Raw genomic sequence first — 12,057 nt, forward strand, 5'->3', positions numbered from 1 at the left:
GAAGGGAAACATCGACTATGCGTCGCACCTTGCTGATCACCGGTGCTACCGGCAGCGTCTCCACCGCGCTGCGGGCGAGGCTCGCGGGATCTGACTTCGACATCCGGGCAATGGTCCGAGACCCCGCCAAGGCGGTGGCGCTGCGGGCCCAGGGCGTCCACGCGGTCGTCGGCGACCTGGACGACCCGCGATCGCTGCCGCCTGCCTTCGACGGTGTCCACGACCTGTGGCTGCTTGTTCCCAACGGCCCGAGGGCCCCGGAGAACAGCATGAACGCCCTCTGGGCGGCCAGGCAGGCAGGCGTCGAACGGGTGGTGCGCCTCTCCGCCGTCGGCGCATCCCACGACGCACCGACCCGCAGCGGACGGCTGCATGCCCTGGCTGACCGCGAACTGCGGGAGTCCGGGCTGAGCTGGACCATCCTGCGCCCGCACTGGTTCATGCAGAACCTGCTGAACGAGGCGGGAGACATCGCCGCGCGGGGAGCCTTCTCCCTCAACGCCGGCGATGCCCGGATGGGCATGATCGACGTCCGAGACATCGCGGAGTTCGCCGCCCGAATCCTCACCGACGAACCGCGGCATCACAACGGCAAGATCTACACCCCAACCGGCCCCCGATCAGTCTCCTTCACCGACATCGCCGCAGGACTTACCCGAATCCTCGGCAAACCGGTCGGCTACCGACCGGTCCCCGACGAAACCCAGCGCGAAACCCTTCTGGGATACGGCACTTCGACCTGGATCACCGACATGCTGATCGAATACTCCCAGGCCTACGCAACCGGCTGGGGCGACTACACAACCACCGACTTCACCGATGTGGTCGGCCACCCACCCCGAGACATCGACGACTTCCTACGCGACCACGCCTCGGTCTTCGCCTGAACGCAAGCACCAGTCGGGCACCTAGACCAGACGGAGGGGCGCGGTCGGTCTGACCGATGGGTTAGCCGCGATCCCGACGCGACACGGACACATAGTCACCAAAGGTCGGGACAGATTCCCAGTCCTTGCCGGGTTTCCTGCATTATCCGCCATCTGGGTGTGCCGGCGGCAGACCATTTCGCAGCTGGCTCCACATCGTCACCGGTGTGTGGAAAGTGCCCACTGTCGTGATCCGCCCGGCTCACCGTGCGCGCGGGCGAGCTGGAACTCGCCGCGGACCTGGCCGAACACCACCGCGAAGCGGTCGGCGGGCTGCGGGTCGGAGCGGGCAACGCCACCGAGCGGCTGCGCGAGATCATCGGCGTGCTGCGCGAGGGCCCCGAGGCCCGCCGCGCGAACCCGCGCAGGACACCATCGCGTTCCCGGTGGAGAACGCTATGGCGGCGGCACCGCCCGACACATCGGGCGACCGACACCCACAGCACCCTGCCGATCGACAGGGTCCGTTCAGTGGAGCCGGGTTTGGTGTTTTGGGGGCGGGCTTAAGCCGGTGGGCGCGTCAGCGGTCGAGAACGACCCTGGCGAGGTCGCGGGCGGTGGCCGCGGGCCGGGTGCCGGGCCGGGAGGCTCCGGTCGCGAGGACACCCTCGATCAGCAGGTGCAGCTGGTCGGCGGCGCGGGCGGGCTCGGGGTGCCCCGACCGGCGTGCCTCGGTTTCCAGCAGGCCGCGGATCCGTTCGCGGTAGTCCCTGGTGACCGCGTGGGCCGGGTGGTCGGCCTCGGCCGAGGCGAGGTCGGCGGCGAGGTAGCGGCAGCCTCGAAACTCCGGGGCGGACACGACCCGGTCGAGTTCGTCGAAGATGGCCAGCAGCCGGTCGCGGGGGTCGTCACCGGCCGCCGCCATGACCGCGCGGTACGCCGCTTCGTCCTCGTTCGCGCTGCGGCGCAGCATCTCGGCGATCAAGCCATCCTTGCCGCCGAAGTGCTCGTAGAGCGACCGCCGCGCGACGTTGGCCGCCTTGAGCAGGGCGTCGACGCCGATCGTGGTGCCGTGGGTGTAGCTCAGGCTCTGCGCGGCCCGGAGCAGCCGCTCTCGCGGACCCGGCTCGACTCGTGCGTTCACGGGGACAAGATCGCACACCTTGACGAGTAGATCAACCGGTCTATATGGTTGTGTAGACCAGTCGTTCTACTTTGGGGAGAACACCATGTCCGGCACCGCCGAGGTCATGCGCCAGTTCAACCAGGCATTCGTCGAACACGACGGGAGCCTGCTCCGCGACCTCGTCGGGGAGGACTGCGTCATGGAGGCCGTGCAGCCCGCCCCGGACGGCGCCCGCTACGAGGGGCGCGACGCGTGTCTGGCGTTCTGGGAGGCGCTGGCGAACGACCGCGCAGGGCAGTTCGAGCCCGAGGACGTGGCTGTCTCCGGAGACCGGGCGACGATCCGCTGGCGCTACCGGTTCGGCGAGGGACCCACGGACTCGGTTCGCGGGGTGAACCTCATGCTCGTGCGCGATGGCATGATCGTCGAGGCGCTGGGGTACAGCAAGACCCCGGACGCGGGATCGTCGACGACGTTGACCGAGCTTCTGACCGGCCGGTAGCGGCGTCTACAGGGTGGGATCGATCGCCACCGCGCTGGGATCTCCCTAGACTCGCGGCGCAAATGTCCGGACATCATGGGAGGCCCGCTAGTGAGCCTGCAATTGGGTGACACCGCGCCTGACTTCACCGCCGACAGCACGGCCGGGGCGATCGAGTTCCACGCCTGGAAGAGCGGCAGCTGGGCTGTGCTGTTCAGCCACCCGGCCGACTTCACGCCGGTCTGCACCACCGAACTGGGCCGCGTCGCGCAGCTCAAGCAGGAGTGGGCCGCTCGCGACGCCAAGCCCATCGCACTGTCGGTGGACTCGGTCGAAGACCACAACAAGTGGGTCCCGGACATCGACGAGGTCAACAAGACAACGGTCGACTACCCGATCGTCGCCGATCCGGACAAGAAGGTCGCGAACCTGTTCGGGATGATCCACCCGAACGCGGGCGACACCTCCTCGGTGCGGTCGGTTTTCATCATCGACCCGGCCGACAAGATCCGCCTCACCCTGACCTACCCGAAGAGCGTCGGCCGCAACTTCGACGAGATCCTGCGCTGCCTCGACGCACTTCGCCTCACCGACCGGGCAGCCGTAGCGACCCCGGTTGACTGGCGCGAAGGCGACCGGGTGATCGTCCCGCCGACCGTGTCCACTGAGGACGCCAAGGCGAAGTTCGGCGATGTCGACGAGGTCAAGCCGTACCTGCGCTTCATCGCCCAGCCCACGAACTGAGCGATCGAACGCGAGCCGGGCCCTGCCGATCGGCGAGGCCCGGCTCGGTTTGCGGCTAGAGATTGTTCAAGGACAGCCGTTTCGTCATGGCACCTCCGAAGGGATCACCTTCAGGTTCTTCAGGCCCCGAGTTCTCGTTGGCATCAAAGGGAAGTCTCCCTCAGCCATAATTGTTTAACTTTCGATCATCGGCGTAAGGGCGGCGCAAGCGCCGTCGCTGCGCGATCAGCGGAGCTGACCCTTGACACCGATGATCGAAAGTTAAGGATGGCCAGGACGAGGGAGCAGGGGGCAGAGCAGGGATTAAAAAGCCAGCGCTCCCTTGGGGTTTCCTCGTCCGGGTGGGGCTGTGGGTGGTGCAGGTTCGAGGTGTGCTGTGATTCGGTGCGAGTTGTGTGGCGGTGCGGTGCGGTGCGGTGCGGTGGGTGCGACCAGATTCGCGGGTCAGTCACAGGTGGAGCCCGCGGTGGCGCTCGGCCACCGCGGGCGTGGTTCATCGGGTCTGGTGCTTGCTCAGCCCAAAACGGTCAGGTTGAAGGTCCCGGAAGCGGCGGCCGTCGCCGTGGCGGTTTCCGGGTAGAACACCCGCAGGGTGTATGTGGCGGCGATGCTGAACGACACGGTCAGCCGGAAGCTGTAGTTGGGCCGACAAGAGCCGGTGGAGACATCGACCCAGGCACCCGCGACCAACCGCTGGACGACGATCAGTTCAAGCGAGCGGGCGTTGTCCTTCGGCAGGTCGAGTTTGCCGTCGATGCGGGCGTCGGCGTTGACCTTCACCTTTGTGTCGAGCAGTTTGGCGTTGACCTTTGCCTTGACCTTGTTCGCTGTGACGTCGTGCTCGGTGGTCACGGGTGCGGCCGGGGTGGCCGCCGCGGTGCCCGTCATCGGCACGAGCATGGCGCAACACAACATGAGCGCGGTGAGAAGGCGCGTGATGGGGGCGTGTTTCGTCATGTCCCAAGTGGACCGCACAGCGATCGGTACCGCGCTGCGAGTCCCCCAGCAGCACCGGGACAAACACCCGGCCGAGTGAAGATGTCCCGCGCCTCCCACAGAGTGTGTCGTGGCCGGTCACCCCGCCGCGATCATGAGGCCGCCCACGATCCGAAGACGAAGTCCCCGCCCACGACCGTGGCCAGCACCTCGACGGCTGAGATACGGGCAGCGGTGCGGGGATCGTCGGCCAGCACCGTGAAATCGGCGAGCTTGCCCGGGGTGACGCTGCCCAGATCCGCTTCCAGCCCGCACGCATAGGCGCCGCCGAGGGTGTACGCGGCGATGGCTTCGTCGACCGTGATCTCCTCGCCCGCGCCGATGTGTCCACCGTTGGCGGACTGGCGTTCGACCATGAACTCGATGGCGCGCAGCGGTGCGCCGTCGGCGACCGGGCGGTCGGAGCTGCCCGCGATCGCGATGCCGTGGTCGAGGAACGAGCGGCCCCGGTACATCCAGGGCGCGCGTTCCGGGCCCATGATCGCGGCATAGTCGTCGCCATAGGCCCAGAGGAAGGTCGGTTGCAGCACCGGGATCAGGCCGAGTTCGGCGATCCGGGAAAGCTGGTCGGGGCGGACGAGTCCGCAGTGCTCGATGCGGTGGCGGGCGTCCGGCCGCGGGACACACGCCTGCGCCTCGGCGATGGTGTCGAGCACGAAGTCGACGGCGCGGTCGCCGATGGCGTGCACGGCCAGCTGCCACCCCGCCGCGTGGCCGTCGAGGATCGCGGCGCGCTCGTCGAGGAGGACACCGGTGTTGTCCGTGCCGACGTACGGTTCGGTCAGCGCCGCCGTGCGCGCCATCATGCCGCCGTCGGTCCACACCTTGAGCGCGCCGATGGACAGCCGGTCGCCGCCGAAACCGGTGCGCAGCCCGAGGTCGATCGACCGGGTGATGCCGTCGTCGACGTGTGCGCCGACCGGGTGCAGGACGTCGGCCGACACCATGAGCTGCACGCGGATGGGCAGGTCCGCCCGCTGGTAGGCGGCGACCTCGACCGGGCTGCCCGCCAGCAGCCCGCCGCCGACACCGGCCTCCGCGCAGGTCGTGATGCCCTCGGAGAGCACTTGGCGGGCGCTGTGGTGCAGGTCTTCGCAGATCTCGTCGAGGGAGTACGGCAGCCGCAGGGCGCGGGCCGCGGACTGGTCGCTCTCGGTGAGCCACCCGTCGCTGACGATGCCCGGCAGCTGCTTGAGCACCGCGGAGTTGACCACGCACGCGTGACCGGAGACGTCCTGCACGTAGATGTCGCGGTCGGCGCTGACCGTGTCGAGGTCGGCTGCGGTCACCGGCCGGTCCAGCGCCCGCCGGTCGTAGCCGGACCCCTCGATCCACCCCTCCCCCTCGGTGCCCCGCAAGGCGTCGACCACCTGCTCGGCTGTGCGGCACGCGGACACGTCGATGGTGCGCCGTGCGCGTCCGGCCCAGGTGAGATGGGTGTGGGCGTCGATGAAGCCAGGGAGCACGGTGGCGCCGTCGAGGTCGACGGTGCGTTTGGCGGGAAGATCGGCCACGTCGTCATCGAGCCCGACGATCCGTCCCCGCCACACTCCGACCGTGCTCGCGGTGGGGTGTTCGGGGTCCATGGTGAGGATTCGGCCGCGCACGAGCTTGACGTCGAGGATCACGGTTCCACTCTCCCACCGACCCGGAAGTACGTACCTTCATCCGTGGTTATGCGGACGCGGAGGGACACCCGAATGGACCACAGTGATGTGGTCCAGCTCACACAGACCACCGCGACCAAGTCGTGGGTGACAGGAGCCCACATGAACGTCACACCGATCCACCACCGAATGCTCGCCACCGTCCGCGACCGCGATGTCGTGTGGCGCGGGGACATCGGCCTGTCCGGTGGATTCGCCACCGTTCACCAGGGACGGTTCCCACCCGGCCACGACCTGGTGGCCCTCTACGAACTGAACCGCGCGGGACTGATCGAGGTCGATCGGCCGGGCGGCCGGGTGTACCTCACCGTCACCGGAGCGTCAGCGCTGGGCGTCTACGACGACCGGACGCACCGGAAGGTTTCCTGAGGCGGTTCGGGCGTTGGGCGGCTGATGCCTGTTGGCATCGGCCCCATGCGTCAGGCGCGAACTACATGAAGGGCGACGCTGCGCAGCTTTTCGCAGGTCTCCTCCAGTTCCCGGTCGGGGCGGGACTGCTCGACGATGCCCGCGCCCGCGCGCAGCCACGTCTTCCCGTCGCGCTGGAAGATGGTGCGCAGGACCAGGGCGGCGTCGAGTGCGCCGGACTGGTCGACCGTCAGCACGGCTCCGCTGTATAGGCCGCGTGGGTGGGTCTCGTGGCGCTGGATGACCGGGTAGGCGGCCCGCTTCGGGATGCCGGACGCGGTGACCGCCGGGAACAGCGTGATGAAGGCCTGCCAGGGGTTCCGGCCCGCCGCGAGCTGCCCCGACACCGAGGAAGCCAGGTGCTGCACGCTTCCCCGCTCCTTGATCGCCATGTAGTCGTCGACCACCACGCTGCCCGGTTCGCACAGTTCGGTGAGTTCCTCCCACGACACCTTGACCGAGATGGCGTGCTCGAAGATCTCCTTGGTGTCGCTCAACAGGTCCGCGCGCAGTTCGGTGTTGTCGGCGTCCAATATGGACAGTTCGCGGGTGCCCGCCAGCGGCTGGGTGGTGACCCAGCCGGTCTCGTCCACCTCCGCGACGATCTCCGGGCTGAAACCGGTGGCCCGCAAGCCGCCCATGCTGATCAGGAACGAGCGGGCCGGGGTGTTGCGCTGCCTGCCGACGACGTAGGTGCCGACCAGGTCCACCGGGTGGTCGACCTCCACCACGCGGGACAGGATCACCTTCTGCAGCCTGCGTTCCCTGATGTCCTCGACCGCGGCGGCGACCGACTCGCGGTAGGCGGCGGCGTTGGAGTGCTCGACGGCGACCGGGCTGGGCTCGTAGTCGCGCACGGGCGCGGGGGTGACGAGCAGCGCGCGGATCGTGTCGAGGATGTCGGGGCTGGTGCTGCGGATGGTGGCGCGGCCGTCGGCGATGCGGACCTCGGTGTGCGGCACGACCAGATGCAGCAGGGTCTCGCCGTCCGGGATCAGCTCGGGCATGCCCGCATGGGCGTAGGCCAGTTCGAACGCGGCCCAGCCGTAGGCACGCCAGCCGTCGATCGCCAGCCGCTCAAGGAGTTCGGCGACCCGGTCGACCGGGGAATCCGTCCAGCGCAACGAAGTGCGGTGGCCGTCGACAAGTTCCAGGACCGCCTCGGACGGGGTCAGGGTGATCTCGGCCAAGGCGCCGAGGGCGACCGCCCAGGCGCCGGGGCGCTCGTAGAGGACGTGGGTGTCGGAGATGCCGGACTCGACCAACCGGGTGCTCACCAGCAGCGGGTCTCCGGGCGCGTCGACCTCGATCTCGTGGTACGACAGGCGGCCGGTGAACTGCTCGTCGAGCAGCAGGGCTTCGGTTGACACCGTGACTCCCAAGGGTTCGGGGTGAATACCGGCGGTCATCGGCCGGCCGCCAGCTTGGCCGTGATGTCGGCCATCAGGTCTTTCTTGCTGACCTTGCCGACCCCGGTTCCCGGGAACGCGTCGACGACTTCGAGCCGGTCGGGCAGCTTGTAGTCGGCCAGGCCGCGCGAGCGCAGGAAGGCGACCAGGTCGGGCAGGCTCGGCGCGTCGCCGCGGGCCAGCACGTAGACGCAGGTCCGTTCGCCGAGCATGTCGTCGGGCATGCCGACGAGGGCGGCGTCGCGGACGGCCGGGTGCGCGAGGAGGTGGTTCTCCACCTCCTCGGCGGAGATCTTCTCCCCGCCGCGGTTGATGATGTCCTTCACGCGTCCCTCGACGACCAGGTGGCCGGTCCCGGTGACCCGGACCAGGTCTCCGGTGCGGTAAAAGCCGTCGGCGGTAAAGGCGCGGGCGTTGTAGGCGGCGGCCTGGTAGTAGCCGCGCAGCGTGTAGGGGCCGCGGGTGTGCAGCTCGCCCAGTTCACCGGGGGCGACCTCATTGCCGTCGGGATCGACCACACGGATCTCGTCGGCGGGCGACATCGGGCGGCCCTGGGTGCCCACGACAACCTCGTCGGGGTCGTCGAGGCCGGTGTAGCAGAGCAATCCCTCGGCCATACCGAACACCTGCTGCAACTGACAGTCCAAAGTAGACCGGACGCGGGCGGCGGCCGCCGGCTTGAACTTGGCCCCACCGACCTGGAGCACGGAAAGGCTGGACAGGTCACGACCCGCCCACTTCACCGCTTCCATCCACAGCAGCGCCAGCGGCGGCACCAGCGCGGTGACGGTGACCCGCTCACGCTCGATGAGCGGGAATGTGTCGGGCGGAGCCGGACTCGGTGCCAGCACGACGGTTCCGCCCACGCTGAAGGTGCCGAGCAGGCCGGGGCAGCCGAACGGGAAGTTGTGCGCGATCGGCAAGGCGGCCAGGTAGACGGTGTCCGCGTCGAACCCGCACACCCGGGCGCTGGCCTCGATGTTGTACGCGTAATCGTTGTGCGTGCGGGGAATCAGCTTCGGCAGTCCAGTGGTCCCGCCTGAGAGCAGGAACAGCGCGACATCGGAAGCAGGCCCGGTGCCGGGGAGGTCCCCCACCTCCCCGGCACCGGCTTCCAGCGGCTCGAACTCGGCCGGGTCTCCCACAACCAGGACGTGCTTGAGCGCGGGCGCCGCGCGCAGGGCGTCACGGGCGAGGTCGCGGTAGTCGAATCCGGCTTGCCGGTCGGCCACCACGTACGCGACCGCGTCGCTGCTCTGGCACAGATAAGTGATCTCGTTGGCGCGGTGCGCGGGCAGGGCCAGCACCGGCTGGGCGCCGAGCCGGAACAGCGCGAAGCACAGCACCACGAACTCCGCTTTGTTCGGCAGCTGCACCACGACCCGGTCGTCGCGGCCGATGCCGAGCCCGTGCAGGCGGGCGGCCAGGCCGCCTACCTTCCGCTCGAGCTCGACATAGGTCCAGCGACGGTCGCCGTCGACCACGGCGGTGCGGTCGGCGTAGTCCGCCGCCCACTGCCGCAGCAGGTCGTCGAGCGTGCGGTCGCGCCAATAGCCGTCCCGCCGGTAGCCCTCGGCGAAGTCCGCGGGCCACTCGGTCAGGTCCGGTCCGAGATCACTGGTCATCGTCGATGCCCCGATTCGCCTAGATGGTTCTGAATACCGGCTGCGCGCGCCACAGGAACCTCAGGGGACCGCGACGGCAACAGACCACGGTCACCCACCAATCCGCACCATCACACGACAGGTGACCGATCCTAAAAATTCCGGGGAGGCGGGCTAGACGACGTCGGAGCGGGCGCCCTTGACCTTCTCGGCCAGTTCCTTGAGCACCTTGGCGTATTCCTTGTAGCTCGACGCGGTCTCCGCGCGCCAGTTGCCGACCTGGTTCGCCTTGACCGCGGCGATCTCGTTCCAGGTGGGGAACTTCGCCGACAGCTCGGCCGGGGTCATGCCCAGGGTCCGCGCGTCCTCGAGGACGAGGTCGGCCGGATAGAGACCGGCCTGTTCCCAACTCAGCATCTCGAAGCCGAAAGCCGCGTCGGGCTTGCCGGGGGCGACGACGTCGACGCCGAGTTCCTTGAAGAGGATGGAGTCACCGTGCCACTTCGGGTCCGCGACCCAGTAGCCCTCCTGCTGGCCGATCACCATGGCGACCTTGAGGCCGGAGTTCGCCTTGGCGGCGGCGGTGACGTCCGCGGCGGACTTGTCGAAGTCCGCCTTGGCTTCCTTGACCGCGGGGGCGTCGAGGTCGGCGCCGAGCGACTTGGCCAGCTCGCCGAACTTCTTGATCGACTCGGCCGCGGACTTGCCGTCGAGCCGGATGCCGACGATCGGGGCCAGCTTCTCGATCTTGGGCTGCGCCTCTTCCGGGACGTACCAGAGCGCCGGGCCGTACATGATCGTCACGACCAGGTCCGGCTGCAGCTTGGTGTATTCCTCGAGGTTGAACTCGCCGAACTGGGCGCCCACGGACTTGACCGAGTTCAGGTCGACGCTGCCGACCTGCGGGTCCGGGGTGCCGTCGGGCTTGCGCTGCGGGCCGAACACGCCGACCGGCTTGACGCCGAAGTCCCACAGGGCCGCGGCGGCATGTACCTGGGCCACGATGCGCTTGGGCTTGGAGGGCAGCGATACCTTGGTGCCGCGGTCATCGGTGAACTCCCACGGCCCGGTCGCGGCGTCGGACACCTGGCCCGCCTGCTTGCTGCTGTCGGCGGAGGCACAGGCGGCCAGGGTGCCGACGAGCGCGGCGGCCAGCAGTGTGGCCGCGAGCCGGACGGCTCGGCGGGGGCGGGTGGAATTCATCGGTGTCCTTCCGATCGCGGATCAACCATCAGCGAAAATCGAAGGTTAGCTTAGCCTAAGCTAACTTCTGCGCCAGAGTCCTTCCCGGTGCTCCCGCTCACATCATCGGAGTCCTCAATGGCCAGAGTCGCGTCGCGCAGTTCGGGAGACGTCGACGCCAGCGCGGCCACGCCGCTGATGCACAGCGCGCCCGCGCCGATGATCGCCACGGCCGGTCCGAACAGGCCCGCGGCGAACCCGGAAGTGGTGCTGCCCAACGAATAGCTCGTGCTCGCCTGGGCTAGCCAGAGGCTGTTGACCCGGCCCTGCAGGTGGTCCGGGGTGTGGTGCATGAGCAGCGCGCGACGCAGGATCTCCGACACCGAGTCGACGCCGCCGATGATCGCCAGGAACACCATCGCGGGCACTAGGTGCGGGCTCAGCCCGAAGCCGACGTAGGCCGCGCCCATCAGCAGGACCGCGACGATCAGCGCCCGGCCGCTGCGGCGCACCCGGCTGGTCCATCCCGAACTGATGGACGCGAGCAGGGCGCCGACGGCCGGGGCGGCGGCCAGCAAGCCGATCATCTCGGGGCCGCCGTGGAACACCTCGGCGACCAGCTGCGGGAAAAGTGTCTGCGGGACACCGAAACCGGTGGCGCACAAGTCGATGATCAGCACGCCGCGAATGAGCTTGTTGTGCCGGACGAAGCGGAACCCTTCGGCGATCGAGGCGAACACGCCTTCGCGCCCACCTTCGCCCGAGTCGGTGGAGTCCTTCCCCGGCGGGAGTGCCGGCAGCGTGGCGAGCAGGACCGTGCTGATCAGGATCGCGACGGCCGCGGCGGCGTAGGTGCCGGGCAGCCCGGCGCCCGCGATGATGACACCACCGAGCGCGGGGCCCGCGATGAGGCCGAGCTGCGAGGTCACCACGATCAAGCCGCTGCCCGCGGCGAGGTGCTCCGGGGCGACCAGCGCCGGGGTGACCGCGGACAGCGCCGTCTCCCCGATGCCTTCCACGCCCGCGCCGACGATCACGATGAGATAGATGAAGAGCAACTCGTGCGAGGACGCCACGGCCGCGTTGATCGCGAACGCGCTGAACGCCAGCACCACGGTCATGCTGCTGATCAGGATGAGCTTGCGCCGGTCCATCCGGTCGGCGAGCACGCCGCCGGCGGTGAAGCCGAGCAGCATGGTCATCCCGAGGGTCAGGCTGATCAGTCCGACCTGGAGCGACGACTCGGTGAGCCGGTAGACCTGCACCGGCGCGGCCACCGCGATGAACCCCGCGCCGAGCAGCACAACGGTCCGGCAGATCAACAGGAGTCGGAAATCTCGGCTGACCCTGGCAGGCGTCACATCGACGACAAGTTGCCCCAGGCGCATCTGTGGTGACCCCTCTTTGGACGTGATCCTGCTATCAGAAGTTAGGCTAGCCTAACGTAACTCGATCACCTAGGCTCTCACGATGACTGAGGTAAGACTTACCTAACTTGCTGTCGAGGGTCAACAGAGAGGCGTGACATCACGTGGCTGGTGCGCGGTCAGCGTCGGGGGCACAGTCGGGGGCAG

12 protein-coding genes are annotated in these 12,057 nt (G+C 68.6%); 5 read left to right on the plus strand and 7 right to left on the minus strand.

Going from position 1 to position 12,057, the window contains the following annotated elements; all coding sequences use genetic code 11:
* Nucleotides 1–17 precede the first annotated feature (17 nt).
* Nucleotides 18–887 (plus strand): SDR family oxidoreductase, encoded by an 870-nt coding sequence (locus ACUZ2Y_RS12570; RefSeq protein WP_476330227.1) that lies wholly within the window; start codon nt 18–20, stop codon nt 885–887.
* A gap of 246 nt (nt 888–1,133) precedes the next feature.
* Nucleotides 1,134–1,433, plus strand: a complete 300-nt coding sequence (locus ACUZ2Y_RS12575; protein WP_476330229.1) for a hypothetical protein — start codon at nt 1,134–1,136, stop codon at nt 1,431–1,433.
* Nucleotides 1,434–1,446: 13 nt separating this feature from the next.
* Here the strand turns inward: ACUZ2Y_RS12575 and ACUZ2Y_RS12580 are convergent, their stop codons facing one another.
* On the minus strand, nt 1,447–2,010 hold the full coding sequence (locus ACUZ2Y_RS12580; protein WP_476330232.1) for a TetR/AcrR family transcriptional regulator: 564 nt from the start codon (nt 2,008–2,010) through the stop codon (nt 1,447–1,449).
* A gap of 85 nt (nt 2,011–2,095) precedes the next feature.
* Here ACUZ2Y_RS12580 and ACUZ2Y_RS12585 point away from each other — a divergent pair, with 85 nt between their 5' ends.
* Both ACUZ2Y_RS12585 and ACUZ2Y_RS12590 read left to right on the plus strand, forming a co-directional pair.
* The gene (locus tag ACUZ2Y_RS12585; protein ID WP_476330234.1) at nt 2,096–2,494 is read left to right on the plus strand and encodes a nuclear transport factor 2 family protein; all 399 of its coding nucleotides are present in this window, start codon (nt 2,096–2,098) and stop codon (nt 2,492–2,494) included.
* Between the two features lie 90 nt (nt 2,495–2,584).
* Nucleotides 2,585–3,217 carry a peroxiredoxin gene (locus tag ACUZ2Y_RS12590; RefSeq protein ID WP_476330237.1) on the plus strand — a complete coding sequence of 211 codons (633 nt, stop codon included), beginning with the start codon at nt 2,585–2,587 and terminating at the stop codon, nt 3,215–3,217.
* Between the two features lie 513 nt (nt 3,218–3,730).
* Here ACUZ2Y_RS12590 and ACUZ2Y_RS12595 read toward each other — a convergent pair.
* Complete coding sequence (locus tag ACUZ2Y_RS12595; protein WP_476330240.1) at nt 3,731–4,174, minus strand: hypothetical protein; 444 nt, start codon at nt 4,172–4,174, stop codon at nt 3,731–3,733.
* 131 nt (nt 4,175–4,305) lie between these two features.
* Nucleotides 4,306–5,841 carry an amidohydrolase gene (locus ACUZ2Y_RS12600; RefSeq protein WP_476330242.1) on the minus strand — a complete coding sequence of 512 codons (1,536 nt, stop codon included), beginning with the start codon at nt 5,839–5,841 and terminating at the stop codon, nt 4,306–4,308.
* A gap of 141 nt (nt 5,842–5,982) precedes the next feature.
* On the opposite strand from ACUZ2Y_RS12600, the gene ACUZ2Y_RS12605 reads away from it, so the two are divergent.
* Nucleotides 5,983–6,249 (plus strand): hypothetical protein, encoded by a 267-nt coding sequence (locus ACUZ2Y_RS12605; RefSeq protein WP_476330245.1) that lies wholly within the window; start codon nt 5,983–5,985, stop codon nt 6,247–6,249.
* 50 nt (nt 6,250–6,299) lie between these two features.
* On the opposite strand, the gene ACUZ2Y_RS12610 is transcribed toward ACUZ2Y_RS12605, so the two are convergent.
* The 4 genes from ACUZ2Y_RS12610 to entS form a co-directional block, all read right to left on the minus strand.
* A complete protein-coding gene (locus tag ACUZ2Y_RS12610; protein WP_476330248.1) occupies nt 6,300–7,658 on the minus strand; it encodes a salicylate synthase in 1,359 nt (452 codons plus the stop codon).
* A gap of 35 nt (nt 7,659–7,693) precedes the next feature.
* Nucleotides 7,694–9,322: a (2,3-dihydroxybenzoyl)adenylate synthase gene (locus tag ACUZ2Y_RS12615; protein WP_476330251.1), complete on the minus strand. Its 1,629-nt coding sequence runs from the start codon at nt 9,320–9,322 to the stop codon at nt 7,694–7,696.
* Nucleotides 9,323–9,475: 153 nt separating this feature from the next.
* Entirely contained in the window at nt 9,476–10,504 is a 1,029-nt protein-coding gene (locus ACUZ2Y_RS12620) for an ABC transporter substrate-binding protein (protein WP_476330254.1), read from the minus strand.
* Between the two features lie 50 nt (nt 10,505–10,554).
* On the minus strand, nt 10,555–11,871 hold the full coding sequence (gene entS, locus ACUZ2Y_RS12625) for an enterobactin transporter EntS (protein WP_476330257.1): 1,317 nt from the start codon (nt 11,869–11,871) through the stop codon (nt 10,555–10,557).
* Nucleotides 11,872–12,057: the final 186 nt, after the last annotated feature.

The sequence above is a fragment of the Actinokineospora sp. UV203 genome (assembly GCF_056323665.1).